The organism is Streptococcus australis ATCC 700641, from assembly GCF_000186465.1.
In the GTDB taxonomy this organism is placed as follows: domain Bacteria; phylum Bacillota; class Bacilli; order Lactobacillales; family Streptococcaceae; genus Streptococcus; species Streptococcus australis.
Genome location: NZ_GL636091.1, coordinates 910,480 through 932,202 on the forward strand (window position 1 = coordinate 910,480; position 21,723 = coordinate 932,202).

Sequence of the window (21,723 nt, forward strand, 5' to 3'; positions counted from 1 at the left end):
TGTTTCCTAGCACAAAAGGCGAACAAGTGGGGCTTCTCGCTCCTTTGTTAGAAGGAAAGAAGCCGATTTTATGGTATAATAGAGGACTAGAAGTAGAATATATGAAAGAGGAGCAAGAGATGCTGTTAGAAGAATTTGATGCCAATCGACAGGCGATTATCAATCCACAAGACTTACACAAACCAATTGAAGGATTTCCCAAAGTAGTCATCTCTTGCTTTTCCAGAGTAACTTTTGCGCGCCTCCTTGAAAATTATGAACATGAGGTGATTGCAAGAACTTCCATGGCTAACTTTGAAGTCATTGTCTATGGGATTACGATTGAAGACCAACAGATTGCTGTCTTTAATGCACCAGTTGGGGCTGCTTCCTGTGTGGGGATTATAGAGGATTTGATTCAATTTGGGATGGAAAAACTAGTGCTCTTTGGGACCTGTGGGGTTTTGGACCAAGATATTGAGGCGACCTCCATCATCATTCCAACAGCAGCTCTTAGAGACGAAGGGACCAGCTATCACTATCTTCCGGCTAGTGATGAAGTGGAAGTAAATAAGGAAAGCCGTCCTCTCTTCCAAGCTTTTCTGGACAGTCACAAGGTTTCTTATCAGTCAGGAAAAGTGTGGACAACCGATGCTCCCTATCGGGAAACCATCGACAAGATGAAGCGTCGAAAGGAAGCAGGAGCCATCTGCGTCGATATGGAGTGCTCTGCCGTTGCGGCCTTAGCAGCTTTTAGGGGCTTTGAACTCTGCCATTTTTTCTACGCAGCGGACCACCTCTCTGAAGAAAAATGGGATATCCGAACCTTATCTAGTCATGAGGACTTAGATGGTAAGGACCGAATCGCGGAGTTGGCAATGCAATTTGCGCTCTTATGGGAAAAGGCAAACTAAATGAAAGAAGCAATCATCGAATTGAAGGATTTTTCCTTCCAGTATAAGGCTCAGTCTGAGCGGACCTTAAAGGGGATTAACCTGACCATCTACGAGGGGGAAAAGGTCCTGATTGTGGGACCATCTGGCTCTGGTAAGTCAACCATTGGTCAGTGTCTAAATGGGATTATTCCCAATATCTATAAGGGAACCAGTAGTGGGCAATTTCTCATTCAGGGGACAGAAGCCTTTGATCATAGTATTTATGAAAAATCTCACTTGGTCAGTACGGTTTTACAGGATACGGATGGCCAGTTTATCGGTCTTAGTGTAGCAGAAGACTTGGCTTTTGCTCTTGAAAACGATATGGTGGAACCGGAAAGTATGAAATCTCGGGTTCACACCTGGGCGGAGCGCTTAGATTTGAGTAAGCTCTTGGACCATCGGCCTCAAGATTTATCCGGTGGGCAAAAACAGCGGGTCAGCTTGGCAGGCGTCCTGATCGACGAAAGTCCGATCCTGCTCTTTGATGAGCCACTGGCTAATCTAGATCCCAAGTCGGGTCAGGATATCATTGATCTAATCGATCAAATTCATGAAGAGCAAGGGACAACAACTATTATCATCGAACACCGTTTGGAGGATGTGCTCTATCGTCCCATTGATCGGGTCATCTTGATCAATCAAGGACAAGTCCTCTTTAATGGGGAGCCAGATGAGTTGTTGAGAACGACACTGCTAGCTGAAAATGGGATTCGGGAGCCCCTCTATTTAACAACTCTTCGCCAGTTAGGCCAGGATATCAGCAAGCTACCGAATTTGGATAACGTAGAAAAAATACCACTTGAAGATTTATCAGTGGAAATTCCAACTCCACATTTTGAAAAAGGTGCAGAGGCAGAAGCAATTTTAGAGCTTGGTCATTTGAACTTTGCCTATCGAGAAAGCCAGCCTATTCTTAAAGATCTTTCTTTAACCGTTCCAAAAGGCCAACGGCTAGCGATTGTTGGTAAAAATGGGGCTGGAAAATCAACCCTTGCTAAGGCGATTTGTGGCTTCATCCAGACGGAAGGAACCTATTTCTCAAAGGGAGAGGATATCAAGGGTGATAGTGTCAAGGAGCGGGCAGAGAGAGTAGGTTATGTCCTGCAAAATCCTAACCAGATGATTTCATCGACCATGGTGTTTGATGAGGTAGCTCTCGGTCTTCGCTTGAGAAATGTCCCAGAGGACCAGATTGAAAGTCGTGTCCATCAAGCCTTGAAAACTTGTGGTCTCTATGAGTTTCGTAAGTGGCCGATTTCTGCTCTATCCTATGGTCAGAAAAAGCGGGTGACCATCGCTTCGATTTTAGTATTGGGGCCTGAGGTTTTGGTACTGGATGAACCGACGGCAGGCCAGGATCAACGAAACTATACAGAAATTATGGATTTCCTTGATGAACTCCAGCAAAAGGGGCATACCATTGTCATGATTACCCATGATATGCAACTGATGCTGGATTATTCCGACCGGGCAATTGTGGTCATGGATGGGCAGATTTTAGCAGATTTGACGCCGGCAGAGCTCTTGACTCAACCAGAAATTTTAAGACGGGCTAATTTGAAAGAAACGTCTATTTTCGCCTTGGCAAATCGACTTGGTGTCGATCCTCTTGCCTTGACCCAGTTTTATATGAATCAGAAAGGGGAAGGTCATGAATAATCGCTTAGTCGGCTACCATGCCGGAACCAGTTTTCTGCATCGCCTTTCAGGCGCTAGCAAGCTTCTTTTCTTATTGTTGGTATCATTAGCTGCCATGTTGAGTTACGATACCCGCTTGTTGTTGGTCATTGGTCTGGGTGCCCTCGCCTTATTTGCAACCTCAGGCATTCGTTGGAAAGACATCTCCTTTGTTCTGAGTTTTGCCTTAGCTTTTGCCCTTCTCAATGTCTTGATGGTCTATCTTTTTGCCCCTCAATATGGGGTAGAAATCTATGGAGCAAAGACAGTTCTTCTAGATGGTTTAGGGGCATATAGTATTACAGCCCAAGAGTTGTTTTATCTTTTCAACCTTACTTTGAAATATGTCTGTACCATTCCTTTGGCTCTTATTTTCTTGATGACCACCCATCCTAGTCAATTTGCTTCGAGTCTCAATCAGATAGGGGTGTCCTACAAGATTGCTTATTCAGTCAGCTTGACCCTGCGCTATATTCCAGATGTGCAGGAGGAATACCAGATTATCAAGCTCTCCCAAGAAGCAAGAGGATTGGAGTTGTCCAAAAAAGCCAACTTTGTCCAGCGGGTGAAGGGAAATCTTCAGATGATTTCTCCCTTGATTTTTAGTTCTCTAGAGCGGATTGAAACGATTTCTACGGCGATGGAATTGCGACGCTTTGGAAAAAATAAAAACGAACCTGGTACACCTATCAGGAGATGACGACTCGTGATCACTTGATTATCCTGGGGTCAATCTTTATGGTAGTCTTAAGTATAGTCTTGATTTGGGTAAACCAAGGTCGCTTCTATAATCCTTGGAGGTAAGAAAATGGCAGAAACAATTTTAGTAACAGGAGCATCTGCTGGCTTTGGGCAAGCCATTTGTCACCGCTTAGTTGCCGATGGGCATCGGGTGATTGGTGCAGCTAGACGCATTGAAAAACTACAGTCTCTTCAAGAAGAGCTGGGAGAAGCTTTTTATCCCCTTCAAATGGATGTGACGGATCTTTCTCAGGTGGATCATGCACTTGCTAGTTTGCCAAAAACTTGGGAGAGAATTGATGTCTTGGTCAATAATGCTGGCTTGGCCCTAGGCCTCGCTCCAGCTCATGAAGCAGAGATCGTAGATTGGTTGACCATGATTCAGACCAACATTATCGGTCTGACCTATTTGACCCGGAAAATCCTCCCCCAGATGGTGGAAAGAAATGACGGTTATGTCATCAATATGGGGTCAACTGCTGGAACAGTGCCCTATCCAGGTGCCAATGTTTATGGTGCCTCCAAGGCCTTCGTCAAACAGTTCTCATTAAATCTGCGCGCTGACCTAGCTGGAAAGCAGATTCGGGTGACCAATATTGAACCAGGTCTCTGTGAAGGGACTGAATTCTCAGCGGTTCGCTTTAAAGGAGATGAAAAACGAGTAGAAGCTCTCTATCGAGATGCCCATGCCATTCAGCCTGAAGATATAGCCAACACGGTGTCTTGGCTCATTCAACAGCCCAAGCATGTCAATGTCAATCGTATCGAAATCATGCCGGTTTCCCAAACCTTTGGCCCTCAGCCGGTCTATCGGGGCGACTAGTTTTACTAACCAGCTCTATCCGGTGCTGGTTATTTCTTAATTATAGATAGAGAATAGGAGGGAAAACCCATGTCAAAAGCCTTAGTGATTGGATCCACTGTTTGTGATGTTATGGTCTATCTGGATCGTCTACCAAGTCGGGAAGGGGATGCCCATATTCATGAGCAGACTTGGTCACTTGGAGGGTGTGCCTTTAATGTCGTCTCCGTTCTTCATGCTTTAGGTCAAAAGGCTGACTTCATCTCGCCAGTGGGGACAGGTGTCTACGGGGACTTTGTCAGGGCAGAACTAGAGAAGTTAGGCATCCAATCCCCAATCTCCGTAGCAGGAGCGAATGGTTGTTGCTATTGTTTCATTGAGTCGGATGGGGAACGAACTTTTTTATCAGATCATGGAGTAGAATATGGTTTTCAGAAGGAATGGTTGCAGTCTCTGGAGCAGAAACGCTATGACTTTATTTATCTCTGTGGCCTTGAAGTAGAAGAGCTGACCGGAATGGAACTCATTCAATCCGTGTCAAAACTTGAAGGCCAAGTTATCTTTGCACCAGGACCTCGAGGCCTCTTGATTCCCAAGGATCGACTAGAAGCGATTTATGATCTCCACCCCATCCTCCATCTTAATGAGGCAGAAGCCAAGGCTTTTTCAGCTTGTGAAGAGATTGCTGACGCGGCTAAGAAGCTCTACCAAAGAACGGGGCAGTTAGTCATCGTCACCTTGGGAGAAAATGGAGCACTTGCCTACGATGGTAAGTTCTACGAGGTGGCCGGATTTCCGACAAAAGTTCTTGATACCGTAGGGGCGGGAGACAGTCATCTGGGAGCCTTTTTAGCAGCATCCTTGCAAGGGCTAGATATGGAGGATGCTTTAAGCTTTGCTAACCGTCTAGCAAGCAAGGTTGTGGCGACCAAGGGAGTTCATGTTGAGCGTCATCACTACCATACCTTACAGCAAGAGTTGAACCAATTAGTCCAGTCAAAAAGAAGCTGACAAACTGTCAGCTTCTTTTGAGTTGGTCTTATAATGGTCGCTTATTGGGCAAGCCTGCTTTTCTTGGGTATTTATTGGGGGTTTCTTTTTTCTTCTCCACAACAGTAACGTAGCGAGGATCCCCATTTGGCAATTCATACTGTAAATTGTCTTCAACCTTGCTAAATAGCAGATTCAGGGCGTTTTTGGCTTCCTCCAGCTCTTCTGGAGCATTGCTAGCTTTAAGTGCGAGAAGGCGCCCCCCTACTTTCAAAAAAGGAATGGTCAGCTCAGAAAGGACCTGCATCCGAGCAACGGCGCGCGCAGTTACGAGGTCAAATTGGGCACGAAAGACCTTGTCTTGCGCAAAGTCTTCAGCTCGTCCATGGTAGAAATGAACCCCGCTCAAGCCTAACTCTTCAGCTAGTAGGTGGAGAAAGTTGATCCGCTTATTGAGGGAATCAATGATGGTCACATCCAACTCAGGGAAAAGGATTTTCATTGGAAGGCTTGGAAAGCCAGCACCAGCTCCGATATCCAAAAGACGGATGGGTTTGTTTTCGATCAACCCCTGCAAGATGGGGGCGATTGAATCATAGAAATGCTTGAGATAGACCTCGTCTTTTTCGGTGATAGCAGTGAGATTGATCTTTTCATTCCACTCAACCAATAACTCAAAATAGCGTTCGTATTGTTCTTTTTGTCGATTAGTTAATGGGAAGCCGAGATCGGCTAAATGGGTATAAAATTCTTCTGGTTTCATAAGATAATTTTACCACAAAATAAGAGAAATTTGATATACTGGTAGAAAGAAATGAAAGGAATTCAATAAAATGATTTGGATTATTCTTGGGATCTTAGTGGTCCTTGTATTGATGGTAGTAGCAGTTTACAACGGTTTGGTAAAAAGTCGGATGCAAACTCGCGAAGCTTGGAGTCAAATCGATGTACAATTGAAACGGCGGAATGACTTGATTCCAAACTTGATCGAAACGGTTAAAGGGTATGCCAAGTACGAAGGAGATACACTTGCTAAGGTCACTCAACTTCGCCAACAAGTAGCTCAAGCATCTTCACCTGCAGAAGCAATGGCAGCCAGTGATGCTCTTTCACGTCAAGTAGCAGGCATCTTTGCGGTTGCTGAAAACTACCCAGACTTGAAGGCTAACACCAACTTCATGCAATTGCAAGAAGAATTGACCAATACAGAAAATAAAATTTCTTATGCCCGTCAATTGTACAACAGTGTAACTAGCAACTACAATGTCAAGTTGGAAACTTTCCCAACAAACGTGATTGCTGGAATGTTTGGCTTCAAACAAGCCGAATTCCTTCAAGTACCTGAAGAAGAAAAAGCAGTACCAAAGGTGGACTTTAGCGGATTAGGAGACTAATATGCTGTTTGACCAAATTGCAAGCAATAAAAGGAGAACCTGGATTCTCCTTATTGCTTTTTTCATACTCTTGGCTCTTATCGGAGCAGCCGTTGGCTACCTCTGGTTAGGATCCTCTCTTGGTGGCGTCATCCTTGCTTTGATCATTGGTGGCATCTATGCCTTTAGCATGATTTTTCAATCAACGGAAGTTGTAATGCGGATGAATGGTGCACGCGAGGTGACAGAAAATCAAGCTCCTCAACTTTACCATGTTGTCCAAGACATGGCCATGGTGGCTCAGATTCCTATGCCTCGAGTTTATATTGTAGATGATCCGTCCATGAATGCATTTGCGACGGGGTCTAATCCTCAAAATGCTGCTGTTGCAGCAACGACAGGTCTTCTGGCTGTGATGAACCGTGAGGAATTGGAAGGAGTCATCGGACACGAAGTCAGCCATATTCGCAATTACGATATCCGCATCTCTACGATTGCAGTTGCCCTTGCTAGTGCCATCACCATGCTCTCTAGTATTGGAGGACGGATGATGTGGTGGGGCGGTGGCCGTAGACGGGATGATGATCGAGAAGGAGGCAGTGGTTTAGAAATTATTATTCTGATCCTTTCCTTGATTGCCATCGTATTAGCTCCATTAGCAGCGACCTTGGTACAGTTAGCTATTTCTCGCCAACGGGAGTTTCTGGCGGATGCCTCCAGTGTCGAATTGACACGGAATCCTCAAGGAATGATCAATGCTCTTTTGAAACTGGATCATAGTGCACCCATGCAGCGAGAAGTTGATAGTGCAAGTAGTGCTCTCTTTATCAACGATCCCAAAAAGGAATCCGGCTTTCAAAAGCTCTTTTATACCCACCCACCCATTGCCGAGCGGGTGGAAAGACTAAGAAGAATGTAAAGTGAGAGTGGGACAGAAATCGGTAATTCGTTAGAATTCGATTTCGTCGTCCCACCTCCGCACAGTTGAGTAGGGCTATAAAAGCTGATGAAATCAGCGTAGTAGAGCCCACTCAACCACTGCGCCTTGCTCGACAATCAAAAGACAATTTAGAGGCTAGGACTTTTGTCCCAGCCTCTTTATTTGCTAGATAAGAGGATGGTAGTGAAACCAAGGATGGCAAAGATTCCCCAAGCTAGAGCGAGGTTCCAGATAGCGAGGCCAGAAAAAAGGGCTGTTCCAAGAGGCATGGCAAAGCTTACCATCAGACCCAAAAAGCTAGAGGTAGAGGCTAATTTCTCAGCTGGCAGTTTGCTCATTAAAAGACTGGAAACTTTTGGGTTGATTTTTGCAACAAGATAACCGAGGAAAGTGATGAGTAGAAGGGAAAGGATATCCCAGTGGACCAGAGTATTTGTGATGCCAAGCATGGTCAGACCACCTGCAATCCACAGTAGAGTATGGTGGAGGGTTTGTTTGGAAAAATAATCGTGAGGTGTCAGGCTAGCCCAGACCATGCTTAAAATAGTTACTGCTTCTAAGATCAAGAGCGATTGGCTAAAGCTCAAATGAAAGAAGGGGGAGTGAAGCAGTTGCAAATTATAGATGCCGGAGATGGATCCGCCCAAAGCATTGATGAAAATTAAGGATAGGAGAAGTTTCCCAAAGTTGTGAACTTCTTCATCTGCAAAGATAGTGGTGACATTGCGATAGATGTCTCGACATTCTTGAAGGAAAGAAACTTTCTGACGAGCATCCACTTGAATCGGTTCGTGGGTTAGTTGACGTCGTCGGATGAAAAGACAAGTGGAAGACAGGAGAAATGTCAGGGCATTGATCGAAGCAACAAGTGCAAAGTTTTGGTGACTGATAGCTAAAAGCCAGACTCCCAGCGCTTGACCTGAAATGGAACAAACCAGACTAAGCAGTTGATTGAAGGAATAGGCTTCCATCAGATCCTCGCTAGGGATGTTCTTCTGCATAATGGGAAGTTGCAGTCCCCCGCGATAATCACTTAAACAATCTGACACAATATTCAGAAAGCAAACGATTGAAAAGGCCAGGTACCCTGGAATCTTCGTCATCAGTGCAATGATGACGAAAAGGATAGCTTGCAGAAAGCCCATTCGGATCAGCCAGTCAGCTTTTTTAGCGGTGTGATCGGCCTTCATTCCGATGAAAATGGTGAAAAGACTTGGGATGAAAACAATGAGATTGGCGATCCCAACTGCCAGACTAGGGTGAGGCATGCTAGCCGCGAAGACCACAAAGACAAGGTTGTAAATCGCAGCACCAAGGCTATTTAAAAAGCGAGAAAGACTGAGTAAGGCAAAGATGTGATTGCGAAATAAGAGTTTCATAAGCTTTCCTCCTTATGCTTAGCAGATAAAATAACTTCTCTTAAATGTTGCAAGGCCTGCTTGAGAAGAGACAGTTTCTCTTCTTCCGTCAGTTCTAATTTTTCCTCTTTAACATAAAAACTAGTCTGTTTAAGGAAATAATGAAGGAGATGATTCTTTAGTCTGCTTATCATGCTGGGACCTTCTTTCTTTTCTTGATGATCCTATTGTAGACTTCAAAAATATGGAAAACAAAAAGTTGCATATTTTCAACAAAAAGAGGCTGGGACAAAAGTCCTAGCCTCTCAATTGTCTTTGGATTGTCGAGCAAGACGCAGTGGTTGAGTGGGCTCTACTACGCTGATTTCATCAGCTTTTACAGCCCTACTCAGCTGTGCGGAGGTGGGACGACGAAATCGAATTCTAACGAATTACCGATTTCTGTCCCACTCTCTTTTCAGGATTCCTTGATGAGTTCTTGCATGCCCTGTTTGTAGTAGTTGGCACTGACCTTACAATCCAGAATAGAGAGGACCTGGATGGCCTGTTCCATCTTTTCAAGACCAGTTTCTTTTTCTCCCTTTCGATAAAGGAATTCCCCTTTGGCATAGAGATAAACCGTCCGAAGGTAGGCTTCGTTTTCGGAGTAAAAGTGGTCCTTGATCAGCTGATCAAAATAGGTCGCATCTTCAAATTCATTTGAACTAATGGCCAGAAAAAAGCCATTGAGAAAAATAGAGTTGAGGGCAGGAAGAGAAGAGTCTAGGAGAAGCTTGAAGTCCTCCCGCTGGACCAATTCCTCTGTGTACTGTCGATAGAGCTGACTGGAAAAAAGTGGAGAGGTCAGTGAAAATAGGCTTAATTCAAAATTTCCCCAGATCATGACAGAGAAGAGGTAGTCATAGAGGAAATCTAGTTCCTCTTGGTTAGAAGTCAACTCTACCTCAGGATAGTTGCCAAGCATTTGGGCCTTGAGAATAATGCTAGCTATGAAGTTTTCTTTTTTGTGATCTTTCTGATAGGCTAGCTGGTAGCGTTGGTACAAGGCTTGATCATGTTCCAAGCTCATGTTTTCATAGTGCTCTTTCAACAATTTGGGAATAAAAGAGTGCTGGTCGATTTCTGCTAGATGGGAAAACTCACTGAGGCTGGTTTTGATCTGTTGAAGGGCCTGAAAAAAACGTTGCGTAGTGAGGTCATTTTCCCCTCTCTCAAATCGGGACAGCATGGAGCGTGAAAATTCGCCACCTGTAGCATCCTCTAAAGAGATGTGGCGACTTTCACGTATTTGTCGAAAAACTGCTCCGATTTTTTTCATGCCTTCTCCTCTTTTAGCTGGTATTTTTCAACCAATTGCTCAACGGTCTTCCCCTTACTTAACCAATCGACCAGACGATCTAATCGACGAATTTCCTGCATCAAAGGATCTTGAATTGTTTCAATTTGAATGCCACAAACTTTCCCAGTAATCAGTGTTCGATTGGGGTGATAGGCGGGAGCTTTGCGAAAGAAATCTCCGTAGCTTCCGTCACGCTTTTTCCATTCTTGCAGTTCCGCCAGAGAATAGCCTGTTAATCGCGAGGTAATTTGGTCAAGGCTAGTCTCTTTTCCACCCTTTCGTAAGACTTTTTTGACTAAAGCTGTATATACAGTTGAAAATGATAAATCGTAAACTCTTGCCATCCGATTTCCTTTATCTTTTTTCATGATTATAACAAATTTTTGAGGAGACTTCTTGGTTGAAGGGACAGCTTCATGATATACTAATAGTATCTAGAAGATTTGAGGACAAAATAATGAACTTATACACACAAGAAATCCGTAAAAACCCTGAAGGACTAGCTTTTGATCAAGAATTGGATTTGCTAAAAGAATTGCAAAAGCGCAATCCAGAAATTCTTGATTTAAAGGATGTGACAGCGACAGGTCGAGTCGTTTACGATACAGGCCTCTATATCTTGGATTACCAATTGACCTATACCATCGTCCTTGCCTCTAGCCGAAGCATGGAACCCGTTGAGCTTCAAGAGAGCTATCCTGTGACAGAGGTGTTTGCTGAGGACGCACAGTCAGAGGCAGATATCGAAGCTCTTGAGGAAGATTTGATCCTTCCCATTGAAGGGGGAAAGATTGACCTAAGTGAGAGTGTGGCAGACAATATCCTGCTCAATATTCCTCTCAAAGTTCTCACTCCGGATGAAGAGGCCGGACACGGCTTTATCGAGGGCAATGATTGGAAAATCATGACAGAGGAAGAGTACCAGGAAGCTCAAGCTCTTAAGAAAGAAGAAAATAGTCCTTTTGCTGGTCTTCAAGGATTATTTGAGGAAGAATAGGCTAGAGATGACATATTAAAAATCTAAACATAAATACAGGTCTTTTCTTTGAGGAAAGGCCTTCTTTTGGTATACTAGGATTTATAAACAACAGAGGGGAGACCTCTGAAAAAGGAGAAAAGTATGGATACATTATTTATTCCAGGCTGGTTGATAACAGGTCTCATTGTTGCTGCCATTATTGTAGTTTTGCTTGTAAAAGGCTACGTGAACGCTAAACCAAACGAAGTTGTTGTTATTACAGGTCTTCGGAAGCAACGCCATTTGCGTGGTAAAGCTGGTTTTATGATTCCCTTCGTAGAACAACGTTCTTACCTTGATATTGAGCAATTCTCTACAGATGTTCGGACATCTGAAGCAGTCCCAACACTGGACTTCATTAACGTCCGTGCCGATGCAGCTGTTAAGTTGAAAATCGGGACAACCGATGAGATGATTGCCCGTGCTGCAGAAAACTTTTTGAACTGGAATACGACAGATATTTCCAATTCTGTCCAAGATGTCTTGGAAGGAAACTTGCGGGAAGTCATCGGTCAGATGGAGCTCCGTAAGATGGTCAACGACCGTCAAGAGTTTGCTTCAAAGGTGCAAGACAACGTAGCGCCAGATTTGGCTAAAATGGGGCTTGAAGTCATCGCCTTTACGGTTCAATCTTTCTCTGATGAAGGGGGAGTCATCGATAACCTTGGTATCGAAAATGTTGAAACCATTAAGAAAGATGCCTTGATTGCCAAAGCCAAAGCAGAACGCGAACGCAAGGAAGTTGAAGCGGAACAAGATAAGCTGGCCAACGACAAACGCGTCGCAGCCGATCTTGAAATTGCGCAAAAACAAAATGAGTTGAAACTCAAACAAGCAGCCCTTAAACAAGAAGCAGATATTGCTCAAGCCAAGGCAGATGCCGCTAAAGGGATTGAGGCAGAAGTGCAACGTCGTGAACAAGAGCGCGTGGCAGCTGAAGCCAATATCATGAAACAAGAAAAAGAAGCGGAAGTCAAAGAACGAGAAGTTAAGGTTCGTGAGCAAGAATTGGATGCCAACATCCGTAAGCAAGCCGAAGCTGAAAAGTATGCTCGTCAACAAGCAGCCGAAGCTGAATTGATTGAACGCCAACGCAAGGCGGAAGCTGAACTTTTCGAAACACAAAAAGAAGCGGAAGCTCGGAAAGCTCAAGCCGAAGCAGAGAAATTTGCCCAATTGCAAGAGGCAGAAGCCATCGAAGCCAAAGGTCGTGCGGAAGCTGAAGCCATTCGCTTGAAACTAGAAGCCGAAGCCAAAGGTTTGGACCAAAAGGCAGAAGCGATGAAGAAAATGCAAGAAGCAGCCATTACCGAAATGGTGGTGGACAAGTTGCCTGAAATTGCGCGTGCAGTGGCTGAACCATTGACCAAGGTGGATAAAATCACCATGTATGGTGAAGGAAACGCCTCTAAGATGGTGGGTGATATCATGCAAAGTATCGATCAAGTCTCTCAAGGAGCTGGATTCGATATTCGTCAATTGTTAGCAGGAGCTCTTGGGGTCAATATGACAGTCAATAAACTCAAAGAAGGAGAACAACCTGTCATTGAAGCCTCTGAAATAGCTTCTAAAGAAGATTAATACGATCAACAGGAAGTGTCTGAGAACTGTAACTCAGGCGCTTTTTGTTTTTGGATTCAAAGTAGATAGGAGCTATCTTTCTACATGAAGAGGCAGGGGATGATTTTCTACTTTCATTTGATGCCAAAAAATGGTAGAATATAGGCAAACTATAAAGAGGAGTGTCACATGACAAAAGCAAACTTTGGTGTTGTTGGTATGGCCGTAATGGGTCGTAACCTTGCCCTTAATATTGAATCTCGTGGATACACAGTTGCTATCTATAACCGTAGTAAAGAAAAAACAGAAGATGTTGTTGCTTGCCATCCTGAAAAGAACTTTGTGCCAAGCTATGATATCGAAAGCTTCGTAAAATCAATTGAAAAACCACGTCGGATCATGCTCATGGTTCAAGCAGGACCTGGTACAGACGCAACTATCCAAGCCCTTCTTCCACACTTGGATAAAGGCGATATCTTGATTGACGGAGGAAACACGTTCTACAAAGATACTATCCGTCGTAACGAAGAGTTAGCGAACTCTGGTATCAACTTCATTGGTACTGGTGTCTCTGGTGGTGAAAAAGGTGCCCTTGAAGGTCCTTCTATCATGCCTGGTGGACAAAAAGAAGCTTATGAATTGGTAGCAGATGTTCTGGAAGAAATCTCTGCAAAAGCACCAGAAGATGGCAAACCATGTGTGACTTACATCGGTCCTGATGGAGCGGGTCACTACGTGAAAATGGTCCACAACGGGATCGAGTACGGGGACATGCAATTGATTGCAGAAAGCTATGACTTGATGCAACACTTGCTTGGCCTTTCAGCACAAGACATGGCTGAAATTTTTACTGAGTGGAACAAGGGCGAATTGGACAGCTACTTGATCGAAATCACTGCGGATATCCTTGGACGCAAAGACGACGAAGGTCAAGATGGTCCAATCGTAGACTACATCTTGGATGCTGCAGGAAACAAGGGAACAGGTAAATGGACTAGCCAATCAGCTCTTGACCTTGGTGTGCCATTGTCACTGATTACTGAGTCAGTATTTGCGCGCTACATTTCAACTTATAAAGAAGAACGTGTACACGCTAGCAAGGTGCTTCCAAAACCAGCAGCTTTCAAATTTGAAGGAGACAAGGCTGAGTTGATTGAAAAGATCCGTCAAGCCCTTTACTTCTCAAAAATCATTTCTTACGCACAAGGTTTTGCGCAATTGCGTGTAGCTTCTAAAGAAAATAACTGGAATTTGCCATTTGCAGATATCGCATCTATCTGGCGCGATGGATGTATCATCCGTTCTCGTTTCTTGCAAAAGATTACAGATGCTTACAACCGTGATGCAGATCTTGCTAACCTTCTTTTGGATGAGTACTTCTTGGATGTCACTGCTAAGTACCAACAATCAGTTCGTGATATCGTAGCTCTTGCTGTTCAAGCAGGTGTACCAGTACCAACCTTCTCAGCAGCCATCACTTACTTTGATAGCTACCGTTCAGCGGACCTTCCAGCAAACTTGATTCAAGCGCAACGTGACTACTTTGGTGCTCACACATACCAACGTAAGGACAAAGAAGGTACCTTCCACTATTCTTGGTACGACGAAAAATAATTGTAGGTTATGACAAAGCGGATATTACTAGTAGAAAATGAAAAGAATTTAGCGCGCTTTATTGATTTAGAACTTCAAAAAGCAGGCTATGTAGTTGATTTGGTAGAACAAGGGGAAATGGCCTTGAAACTCCTGCAGGCTACAGAATATGATTTAATTCTTCTCAATTACGAACTAGAAGATATGAGTGGGGAAGATTTTGCTCAACGCCTGAGTAAGATTCGTCCTGCAGCAGTCTTGATAGTCTTAGATAGTCGTGAGAAAATTTCTGAGCATATGGAGAGTATCCAGCGATTTGCAGTTTCTTATGTCATCAAACCATTTGTGATCAGTGATTTAGTTGAGAAAATCATCGCTATTTTTAGAGGTCGTGATTTTATTGACCAACATTGTAATCAAATGAAAGTTCCCACCTCTTATCGGAATTTGCGAATCGATGTCGAGAATCATATGGTGTATCGGGGAGAAGAGGTGATTGACCTGACTCGTCGTGAGTATGATTTGTTAGCGACTTTGATGGGAAGCAAGCATGTCCTCAGTCGGGAGCAACTATTAGAGCGAGTCTGGAAGTATGAGAGCACAGCAGAAACCAATATTGTTGATGTCTATATTCGCTATCTTCGTGGAAAAATAGATCTCCCAGGACAAAAGAGCTATATCAAAACTGTCCGAGGTGTCGGCTACCAAATGCAAGAATAAAAACATTCCCTTTGATGAGAAATCTCAAAGGGATTTTTTTGTAAAAAGAAAAAATTTTTTTTAAAAAAATTTGTGAAAGAAGCAAACGTTTGCTCAAATTATAGGTTTTCAAAGGCTTTTGTGTTAAACTTTGTGAATTAAAAATGTAGATGTAAGGGCTTTACAAAAGAAAAAAAAGTGGTATAATAGTAAGTGAAATATGCAAACGTTTTCTTATATGACGGGCATTTCAATTTTATAAGGAGGTCGAATGATGAATAAACAATCATTCAAAAGTCTATTTAGCTTTGAATTTTGGCAAAAATTCGGTAAAGCGTTGATGGTGGTCGTTGCAGTTATGCCGGCGGCGGGTCTGATGATCAGTCTTGGTAAAACTGTTGCAATGATTAATCCAGAACTTGGTTTCTTGGTGACGGCCGGTGGTGTTCTTGAACAGATCGGTTGGGGAGTCATTGGGAATATTCATATTCTCTTTGCATTGGCTATCGGTGGTAGCTGGGCAAAAGAACGTGCGGGTGGTGCCTTTGCGGCAGGTCTATCCTTTATCTTGATCAACCGGATCACAGGTGTGATGTTCGGTGTGACAGGAGATATGTTGAAAGATCCAAAGGCACAAGTTCATACTCTTCTTGGCGGATCTATCAAGGTTGCTGATTACTTTACGAGTGTTTTAGAATCACCTGCCTTGAATATGGGAGTTTTCGTTGGGATTATTGCCGGTTTTGTAGGGGCGACAGCCTTTAATAAATACTACAACTACCGCAAGTTACCAGATTCCCTATCATTCTTTAACGGGAAACGCTTTGTACCATTTGTCGTTATCCTTCGTTCTGTAATTATGGCTCTTGTCTTGTCATTCTTATGGCCAGTAGTCCAAACAGGAATTAACAACTTTGGTATTTGGATTGCTAACTCAAAAGAGACTGCTCCAATCTTAGCACCATTTGCCTTTGGTACTTTGGAACGTCTCTTGCTTCCATTCGGTCTTCACCATATGTTGACTATCCCAATCAACTACACACAATTGGGTGGTACCTATGAAGTACTTTCTGGTATCTCAAAAGGAACTACTGTATTTGGTCAAGATCCACTTTGGTTGGCTTGGGTGACTGACTTAGGAAATACAAAAGTTTCTGACCCTGCTACTTACCAACACTTGTTGGATACCGTCACACCTGCTCGTTTCAAGGTAGGTCAAATGATTGGTTCATTTGGTATCTTGATGGGGGTTGCCCTTGCTATTTACCGTAATGTAGACCCTGATAAGAAACACAAATACAAAGGGATGATGATTGCGACTGCTCTTGCAACCTTCCTTACAGGGGTGACAGAACCAATCGAGTACATGTTTATGTTCGTAGCGATGCCTCTTTACCTCGTTTATGCAGTGGTACAAGGTGCAGCCTTCGCGATGGCAGATATCGTCAATCTCCGTGTCCATTCATTTGGATCTATTGAGTTCTTGACTCGTACACCAATGACCATTAAAGCCGGTATTGGTATGGATATCATTAACTTCATCTGGGTAACTGTTCTCTTTGCTGTGATCATGTACTTCATTGCAAACTTCATGATCAAGAAATTTAACTACGCAACTCCTGGACGTAACGGAAACTACGAACAAGCTGAAGGTGGAGCAGATGAGTCTGAAACTTCAGGTTCAGGTAAAGTAGCTGCTGCTTCTCAAGCAGTTAACATCATCAACCTTCTTGGTGGACGTGCTAACATCGTCGATGTGGACGCATGTATGACTCGTCTTCGTGTCACTGTTAAAGATGCTGAAAAAGTTGGTACAGAAGAACAATGGAAGGCTGAAGGAGCTATGGGACTTGTCATGAAAGGACAAGGGGTCCAAGCGATTTACGGTCCAAAAGCGGACGTATTGAAATCAGATATCCAAGATTTGTTAGACTCAGGTGAAGTAATTCCTGAAACCCTTCCAAGTCAACAGACAGCGGCTCAACAAGCAGAAGTTGCCTTTAAAGGGGTGACAGAAGAAGTTCACTCAGTTGCTGAAGGACAAGTCATTGAATTAGAAAAAGTTCAAGATCCAGTCTTCTCACAAAAAATGATGGGTGATGGATTTGCAGTTGAACCAGCAAATGGTCAGATTGTTTCACCAGTAGCTGGTAAGGTGACAAGCGTCTTCCCTACCAAACATGCGCTTGGTTTGGTAACAGAATCTGGTCTTGAAGTTCTCGTTCATATCGGTCTTGATACTGTAAGTTTGGAAGGTAAACCTTTCACAGTGAAGGTAGAAGAAGGACAAACAGTAGCAGTGGGAGACCTATTGGTAGAAGCAGATTTGGATGCTATTCGTGAAGCTGAACGTGCAACTTCAACAGTTGTAGTCTTCACAAATGCGGCAGCTATTCAATCTGTCACTCTTACACAAACTGGTCAACTTCCAGCAGATGCTGTGGTTGCCAAGGTTGAATTATAATCTATGAGAGTCATTCCTTGTATCTATTGGATACAGGGAATTCTCTATTAGGAGAGTAGGATCATGAAATTTTTAACTTTAAACACTCATAGTTGGATGGAAGAAAATCCCCAACAAAAATTTGAGGACTTATTAAAAGACATTCTTGAAAAGCAATACGATCTGATTTGTTTCCAAGAAATTAACCAGGCCATCGAAAGTCCAGTTGTTCCTGTTAATGACTTGTACCATCCAACTCCTTCTGCGGAGCCGATCCATCAGGATCACTATGTTCGTTGTTTAGTTGAAAAATTAGAAGAAGAAGGATTGAGCTATCACTGGACTTGGGCTTATAACCATATCGGCTACGACCGTTATCATGAAGGGGTGGCGATTCTATCGCGTACCCCAATCCAGGCAAGCGAACTCTTGGTTTCAGATGCGAATGATCCAACAGATTATCATACACGACGGATTGCCATTGCAGAAACTCAAGTAGATGGGAAAGAAATTGCGGTTGCCAGTGTCCACCTGTCCTGGTGGGACAAAGGTTTCCAACAAGAGTGGGCGCGTTTAGAAGAACGCTTTAGCCAATTGCAGAAACCCTTGATTTTAGCCGGAGATTTTAATAATCCAGCTGGTCAAGAAGGTTATGAAGCCATTTTAGCGAGCCCGCTAGCTCTTCAAGATAGCTTTATTGAAGCCCGTCAGACCAAGGGGACTTACACTGTAGGTCCTGGAATTGATGGTTGGGATGATAATCAGGTACCCTTGCGGATTGATTATGTTTTCACCTCAAAAGAATGGGTTATCGAACGGCTGGAAGTTGTGTTTGATGGCTCTAGTCAGCCGCTCGTCAGTGACCATTATGGTTTGTCAGCTGACTTGTATTTACCATAAGATTCAAATCCCTATGCCTTCAGGAGGCTAGGGATTTTCTTTATTTCCCTTGCTTTCACTTTAGCCCTAAATATGATAGAATAAAGTATTAAGAAACGATAAGGAGGGTGTCCATGCGGTGTCCAAAATGTGGCGGAAACAAGTCTAGTGTTGTAGATAGTCGCCAGGCAGAAGATGGGAAAACGATTCGTAGAAGAAGAGAATGTGATGAATGTCATCATCGCTTTACCACTTATGAACGAGTAGAAGAGCGGACTCTTGTTGTGGTGAAAAAAGATGGCACCCGGGAACAGTTTTCTAGAGATAAAATATTTAATGGGATTATTCGATCTGCTCAGAAACGTCCCGTGTCGAGTGACGAAATTGAGGAAATTGTGGGTCGAATCGAACAAAAGATTCGTAGCCAGAGTGAAAATGAGATTCAGAGTGACTATATCGGATCGCTGGTCATGGACGAGTTAGCAGAGTTGGACGAAATTACCTATGTTCGGTTTGCGAGTGTCTATCGTAGTTTCAAGGATGTTGGTGAATTGGAAAGTCTCTTAAAACAGATTACCAAAGGAACGAAGAAGAAAAAGGAAAAATAGATGAAGCCCAATACTTCATTTTCTTTCTTGAAGAATAATTATTTAGCGCCTACAGGAGCCTCCTTTACGCACCTGTATGGACCAATATTAGGTGTTCAAGCAAGTCAATTATATACGTTTCTGCTGAGTCTCTATGATCAGGGGAAAGAAAAACGGCTGATTGCTGTCATTTTAAATCATTTGGATCTAGGTTTCGCTCATTTTCTTGAAAGTCTAGACCGCTTGATTGCCATGAATTTATTAGAGGTTTATGAAACAGAAGAAGGACTTCAGTTCCGATTTGTGCCTCCACTAGAAGCAGATCAATTTTTTGCCAATGTTGCTTATCAGAAGTTGCTAGAGAAAAAAATAGGAGAAGCAGCAGTTCGTGACTTGCTACCTGAAAATCCAGAGGGCGAGAAACGGAAGGTAAACTTTGCCTCTGTCTTTGGGATTGATGGTGTTTTGACCCCTCAGAGGAAAACATCTTCCTTCAGTTTGGAGCACTTTAAACAATTAATGGCGCGGGATGGTCTCCGTTTTGAAAACGAACAGGAGGATCTCTTGGTTCTCTATGCCATCACTGAAGAGAAGAATTGGACCTGGTATGAGACCTATCTATTGGCCAAGGAGACAGCGGCTAATTTAATCATTTCGACCAAACGGATGAGACAAAAACTGACCCAACAACCACCAGAAAAAGGCAAGGATGAGTTCACTCCGCAGGAAAAAGCCATAATCCGAGAAGCTAAAAATAAGACCAGTCGTCAATTTTTAGCAGGAATTAAAAAAGCGCGTAAGGCTGTCGTGACCCAATCAGAACGTCAAGTAGTTTCTGACTTGGCGCAGTTAGGCCTCTTAGATGAAGTCATAAATGTGATCTTGTTGTTGACCTTTAACAAGGTTGCTTCTGCCAATCTTAATGAAAAATACGCTTTAAAGGTTGGGAATGATTTTGCTTATGAGGGGATTAAAACGGCTGAGGAGGCCGTCCTGAAGATCCGCCAGCGCCAAGACTCCCATACACAAAAAGCAAAAGAGAAAGCAGCTAAGAGTGGGTCAGCGACTGGAAAGACCAATGTTCCGAAGTGGAGTCAGCCTAACTATACCAACCAGACCAGCCAGGAAGAACAGGCTGATCTGGAACAACAAAAACGGGCCTTGCTCGAAAAATTAAATCAAGGAGGGGAGTAAATGGAGAGCGTAGGGAAAACCATGTCCCAGATGAATCGATCACAGCAGTTCAATTATGAAGAATTGGTAGCTCAAATTCTCGCCGAACCTGAGATTGCAACCTTTATTCAAAAGGAAGCCTTGTCGGATGCTGAAATCCGTCGCAGTATTTCCAAGTTTAACCAATACATCAGTGAACGGAATCGCTTTGTCCTCGGGGATGAGGATTATATTGCAAGAGGGTATAAGCCTGTATTGGTCATGAATGAGGGCTATGCGGATGTTTCCTACGAGGAGACACCTGAGTTGATTGAGGCACAAAAACAAGCCGCTATCAATAGACGCTTGCAACTAATCAACTTGCCAAGCACTTTGAAGGAAGCTTCCTTAGCCAAAGTCGACTTGGATGATCGTGGACGTTTTGGAGCCTTTGAAGAGTTAGCCAATTTTGTTGCTTCCTATCCTCAAGCCCGTAAAGGAATTTTTCTATACGGAGATTTTGGAGTAGGGAAAAGCTATATGATGGCAGCCCTTGCTCATGACTTGTCCGAAAAACGGCAGGCTTCTTCAACGATTCTGCATTTTCCAAGTTTTGTCATTGATGTCAAAAATGCCATCAACACAGGCCAAGTCAAAGAGATGCTGGATCAAGTCAAGAAGGCTGAAATTTTGATTCTAGATGATATTGGAGCAGAGCAAATGTCGCCTTGGGTTCGGGATGAAGTCTTGCAAGTGATTTTGCAACACCGGATGCAGGAGATTCTTCCAACCTTCTTTACCTCCAATTTCAACTTTGAAGATTTGGAACGTCATTTTGCTACATCTCGGAATGGAGATGAGACTTGGCAAGCCAAGCGTGTTATGGAGCGAATCAAGTTCCTGGCTAAAGAAGTCCGCCTAGAAGGAGAAAATCGCCGATGAATACTGTTATTGATTTGATGAAATCTCATTCTTCTGTCCGTCGTTTTAAGGAGGAGGACATCAAAGAAGAAGACCTCCGAGCAATCCTAACAGCTGGACAAATGGCTTCCTCTTGGAAGAACTTCCAGTCTTACTCCATTATCTTAGTGAGAAGCCAGGAAAAGAAAGAGGCGCTCTATCAATTGGTCCCTCAGGAAGCTATTCGTCAATGCTCTGTTTTCTTACTTTTTGTAGGAGATCTCAACCGAGCTGAAAAAGGGGTTCGGATGCATACGGATCAATTCCATCCAGAAGGACCAGATAATTTATTAATTACTTCTGTAGATGCGGCCTTGGCAGGTCAGAATACCTTGCTGGCTGCTGAAAGTCTAGGCTACGGAGGCGTCATTATTGGCTTGGTTCGGTATGAAGCGGCTGAAGTGGCTAAACTATTTAACTTACCAGACTACACCTATCCCGTCTTTGGGATGGCTTTAGGAGTGCCAAACCAGAACCATCCTGTGAAGCCTCGCCTTCCTTTAGAAGCTGTTGTCTTCGAAGAAAGTTACCAGGAGCAAACTCCTGAAGTGATTGAGGCCTTTGATCGAGTACAGACTGCCTATGCTGGAGCACGGGCAACGGATACTTGGAGCCAACGATTGGCTGCCCAATTTGGACAGGAAGAACCAGCTGCTACGGCAGAATTATTAAAGAAACACCAACTAGAAAAATAA

Annotated in this window: 21 protein-coding genes and 1 pseudogene; 17 read left to right on the plus strand and 5 right to left on the minus strand. The window is 43.5% G+C overall.

Annotation, left to right across the window (positions count from 1 at the left end; genetic code table 11):
* Positions 1-119 precede the first annotated feature (119 nt).
* The 5 genes and pseudogenes from HMPREF9421_RS04190 to HMPREF9421_RS04210 all read left to right on the plus strand — a co-directional run bounded on the left by HMPREF9421_RS04190 (position 120) and on the right by HMPREF9421_RS04210 (position 5,148).
* Entirely contained in the window at positions 120-893 is a 774-nt protein-coding gene (locus HMPREF9421_RS04190) for a nucleoside phosphorylase (RefSeq protein ID WP_040803222.1), read from the plus strand.
* Positions 894-2,576, plus strand: coding sequence for an ABC transporter ATP-binding protein (locus HMPREF9421_RS04195; protein ID WP_006595745.1), 1,683 nt, complete (start codon positions 894-896; stop codon positions 2,574-2,576).
* Positions 2,569-3,398 (plus strand): annotated as a pseudogene (locus HMPREF9421_RS04200) (energy-coupling factor transporter transmembrane component T family protein). The gene HMPREF9421_RS04195 and the pseudogene HMPREF9421_RS04200 overlap by 8 nt, the downstream one beginning before the upstream one ends.
* 4 nt (positions 3,399-3,402) lie before the next feature.
* Complete coding sequence (locus HMPREF9421_RS04205; protein ID WP_006595747.1) at positions 3,403-4,158, plus strand: SDR family oxidoreductase; 756 nt, start codon at positions 3,403-3,405, stop codon at positions 4,156-4,158.
* A gap of 69 nt (positions 4,159-4,227) precedes the next feature.
* Positions 4,228-5,148 (plus strand): carbohydrate kinase family protein, encoded by a 921-nt coding sequence (locus HMPREF9421_RS04210; RefSeq protein WP_006595748.1) that lies wholly within the window; start codon positions 4,228-4,230, stop codon positions 5,146-5,148.
* A 28-nt stretch (positions 5,149-5,176) separates the two neighbouring features.
* Here the strand turns inward: HMPREF9421_RS04210 and rsmG are convergent, their stop codons facing one another.
* A complete protein-coding gene (gene rsmG / locus HMPREF9421_RS04215; RefSeq protein ID WP_006595749.1) occupies positions 5,177-5,890 on the minus strand; it encodes a 16S rRNA (guanine(527)-N(7))-methyltransferase RsmG in 714 nt (237 codons plus the stop codon).
* 70 nt (positions 5,891-5,960) lie between these two features.
* Between rsmG and HMPREF9421_RS04220 the strand changes: the two genes are divergently transcribed.
* Positions 5,961-6,521 (plus strand): LemA family protein, encoded by a 561-nt coding sequence (locus HMPREF9421_RS04220; RefSeq protein ID WP_006595750.1) that lies wholly within the window; start codon positions 5,961-5,963, stop codon positions 6,519-6,521.
* A gap of 1 nt (position 6,522) precedes the next feature.
* Complete coding sequence (gene htpX / locus HMPREF9421_RS04225) at positions 6,523-7,419, plus strand: zinc metalloprotease HtpX (RefSeq protein WP_006595751.1); 897 nt, start codon at positions 6,523-6,525, stop codon at positions 7,417-7,419.
* 179 nt (positions 7,420-7,598) lie between these two features.
* On the opposite strand, the gene HMPREF9421_RS04230 is transcribed toward htpX, so the two are convergent.
* The 4 genes from HMPREF9421_RS04230 to HMPREF9421_RS04240 all read right to left on the minus strand — a co-directional run bounded on the left by HMPREF9421_RS04230 (position 7,599) and on the right by HMPREF9421_RS04240 (position 10,481).
* Positions 7,599-8,819, minus strand: a complete 1,221-nt coding sequence (locus HMPREF9421_RS04230) for an MFS transporter (RefSeq protein WP_006595752.1) — start codon at positions 8,817-8,819, stop codon at positions 7,599-7,601.
* Complete coding sequence (locus HMPREF9421_RS10950; protein WP_006595753.1) at positions 8,816-8,992, minus strand: hypothetical protein; 177 nt, start codon at positions 8,990-8,992, stop codon at positions 8,816-8,818. Before HMPREF9421_RS10950 ends, HMPREF9421_RS04230 begins: the two co-directional genes overlap by 4 nt.
* 263 nt (positions 8,993-9,255) lie before the next feature.
* A complete protein-coding gene (locus tag HMPREF9421_RS04235; RefSeq protein WP_006595755.1) occupies positions 9,256-10,116 on the minus strand; it encodes a helix-turn-helix domain-containing protein in 861 nt (286 codons plus the stop codon).
* Positions 10,113-10,481, minus strand: coding sequence for a DUF2200 family protein (locus HMPREF9421_RS04240; protein WP_006597172.1), 369 nt, complete (start codon positions 10,479-10,481; stop codon positions 10,113-10,115). Before HMPREF9421_RS04240 ends, HMPREF9421_RS04235 begins: the two co-directional genes overlap by 4 nt.
* Before the next feature lie 113 nt (positions 10,482-10,594).
* On the opposite strand from HMPREF9421_RS04240, the gene HMPREF9421_RS04245 reads away from it, so the two are divergent.
* The 10 genes from HMPREF9421_RS04245 (at position 10,595) to HMPREF9421_RS04290 (ending at position 21,723) form a co-directional block, all read left to right on the plus strand.
* The gene (locus HMPREF9421_RS04245; RefSeq protein ID WP_006597156.1) at positions 10,595-11,134 is read left to right on the plus strand and encodes a YceD family protein; all 540 of its coding nucleotides are present in this window, start codon (positions 10,595-10,597) and stop codon (positions 11,132-11,134) included.
* A gap of 123 nt (positions 11,135-11,257) precedes the next feature.
* Positions 11,258-12,736: a flotillin family protein gene (locus tag HMPREF9421_RS04250; protein WP_006595758.1), complete on the plus strand. Its 1,479-nt coding sequence runs from the start codon at positions 11,258-11,260 to the stop codon at positions 12,734-12,736.
* A 168-nt stretch (positions 12,737-12,904) separates the two neighbouring features.
* The gene (gndA, locus tag HMPREF9421_RS04255) at positions 12,905-14,329 is read left to right on the plus strand and encodes an NADP-dependent phosphogluconate dehydrogenase (RefSeq protein WP_006595759.1); all 1,425 of its coding nucleotides are present in this window, start codon (positions 12,905-12,907) and stop codon (positions 14,327-14,329) included.
* 9 nt (positions 14,330-14,338) lie between these two features.
* Complete coding sequence (locus HMPREF9421_RS04260; protein WP_006595760.1) at positions 14,339-15,028, plus strand: response regulator transcription factor; 690 nt, start codon at positions 14,339-14,341, stop codon at positions 15,026-15,028.
* A gap of 253 nt (positions 15,029-15,281) precedes the next feature.
* Entirely contained in the window at positions 15,282-17,471 is a 2,190-nt protein-coding gene (locus tag HMPREF9421_RS04265; protein ID WP_040802985.1) for a PTS transporter subunit IIBC, read from the plus strand.
* A 63-nt stretch (positions 17,472-17,534) separates the two neighbouring features.
* Complete coding sequence (locus HMPREF9421_RS04270) at positions 17,535-18,350, plus strand: endonuclease/exonuclease/phosphatase family protein (RefSeq protein WP_006595762.1); 816 nt, start codon at positions 17,535-17,537, stop codon at positions 18,348-18,350.
* A 113-nt stretch (positions 18,351-18,463) separates the two neighbouring features.
* The gene (gene nrdR / locus HMPREF9421_RS04275; protein WP_006595763.1) at positions 18,464-18,937 is read left to right on the plus strand and encodes a transcriptional regulator NrdR; all 474 of its coding nucleotides are present in this window, start codon (positions 18,464-18,466) and stop codon (positions 18,935-18,937) included.
* Positions 18,938-20,110, plus strand: coding sequence for a replication initiation and membrane attachment family protein (locus HMPREF9421_RS04280; protein WP_006595764.1), 1,173 nt, complete (start codon positions 18,938-18,940; stop codon positions 20,108-20,110).
* Positions 20,111-21,010 (plus strand): primosomal protein DnaI, encoded by a 900-nt coding sequence (gene dnaI, locus HMPREF9421_RS04285; RefSeq protein WP_006595765.1) that lies wholly within the window; start codon positions 20,111-20,113, stop codon positions 21,008-21,010.
* Positions 21,007-21,723, plus strand: a complete 717-nt coding sequence (locus HMPREF9421_RS04290) for an NADPH-dependent oxidoreductase (RefSeq protein WP_006595766.1) — start codon at positions 21,007-21,009, stop codon at positions 21,721-21,723. Before dnaI ends, HMPREF9421_RS04290 begins: the two co-directional genes overlap by 4 nt.

What these genes read in the sequence shown, in the direction of transcription:
- nrdR (WP_006595763.1), top strand. Translation starts at nt 18,464, where the DNA reads ATGCGGTGTCCAAAATGTGGCGGAAACAAGTCTAGTGTTGTAGATAGT.
- HMPREF9421_RS04210 (WP_006595748.1), top strand. Translation starts at nt 4,228, where the DNA reads ATGTCAAAAGCCTTAGTGATTGGATCCACTGTTTGTGATGTTATGGTC.
- HMPREF9421_RS04230 (WP_006595752.1), bottom strand. Translation starts at nt 8,819, where the DNA reads ATGAAACTCTTATTTCGCAATCACATCTTTGCCTTACTCAGTCTTTCT.
- HMPREF9421_RS04265 (WP_040802985.1), top strand. Translation starts at nt 15,282, where the DNA reads ATGAATAAACAATCATTCAAAAGTCTATTTAGCTTTGAATTTTGGCAA.
- HMPREF9421_RS04290 (WP_006595766.1), top strand. Translation starts at nt 21,007, where the DNA reads ATGAATACTGTTATTGATTTGATGAAATCTCATTCTTCTGTCCGTCGT.
- htpX (WP_006595751.1), top strand. Translation starts at nt 6,523, where the DNA reads ATGCTGTTTGACCAAATTGCAAGCAATAAAAGGAGAACCTGGATTCTC.
- HMPREF9421_RS04240 (WP_006597172.1), bottom strand. Translation starts at nt 10,481, where the DNA reads ATGGCAAGAGTTTACGATTTATCATTTTCAACTGTATATACAGCTTTA.
- HMPREF9421_RS04235 (WP_006595755.1), bottom strand. Translation starts at nt 10,116, where the DNA reads ATGAAAAAAATCGGAGCAGTTTTTCGACAAATACGTGAAAGTCGCCAC.
- HMPREF9421_RS04250 (WP_006595758.1), top strand. Translation starts at nt 11,258, where the DNA reads ATGGATACATTATTTATTCCAGGCTGGTTGATAACAGGTCTCATTGTT.
- HMPREF9421_RS04270 (WP_006595762.1), top strand. Translation starts at nt 17,535, where the DNA reads ATGAAATTTTTAACTTTAAACACTCATAGTTGGATGGAAGAAAATCCC.
- HMPREF9421_RS04220 (WP_006595750.1), top strand. Translation starts at nt 5,961, where the DNA reads ATGATTTGGATTATTCTTGGGATCTTAGTGGTCCTTGTATTGATGGTA.
- HMPREF9421_RS04190 (WP_040803222.1), top strand. Translation starts at nt 120, where the DNA reads ATGCTGTTAGAAGAATTTGATGCCAATCGACAGGCGATTATCAATCCA.
- rsmG (WP_006595749.1), bottom strand. Translation starts at nt 5,890, where the DNA reads ATGAAACCAGAAGAATTTTATACCCATTTAGCCGATCTCGGCTTCCCA.
- HMPREF9421_RS04245 (WP_006597156.1), top strand. Translation starts at nt 10,595, where the DNA reads ATGAACTTATACACACAAGAAATCCGTAAAAACCCTGAAGGACTAGCT.
- HMPREF9421_RS04195 (WP_006595745.1), top strand. Translation starts at nt 894, where the DNA reads ATGAAAGAAGCAATCATCGAATTGAAGGATTTTTCCTTCCAGTATAAG.
- HMPREF9421_RS04260 (WP_006595760.1), top strand. Translation starts at nt 14,339, where the DNA reads ATGACAAAGCGGATATTACTAGTAGAAAATGAAAAGAATTTAGCGCGC.
- HMPREF9421_RS04205 (WP_006595747.1), top strand. Translation starts at nt 3,403, where the DNA reads ATGGCAGAAACAATTTTAGTAACAGGAGCATCTGCTGGCTTTGGGCAA.
- HMPREF9421_RS04280 (WP_006595764.1), top strand. Translation starts at nt 18,938, where the DNA reads ATGAAGCCCAATACTTCATTTTCTTTCTTGAAGAATAATTATTTAGCG.
- HMPREF9421_RS10950 (WP_006595753.1), bottom strand. Translation starts at nt 8,992, where the DNA reads ATGATAAGCAGACTAAAGAATCATCTCCTTCATTATTTCCTTAAACAG.
- dnaI (WP_006595765.1), top strand. Translation starts at nt 20,111, where the DNA reads ATGGAGAGCGTAGGGAAAACCATGTCCCAGATGAATCGATCACAGCAG.
- gndA (WP_006595759.1), top strand. Translation starts at nt 12,905, where the DNA reads ATGACAAAAGCAAACTTTGGTGTTGTTGGTATGGCCGTAATGGGTCGT.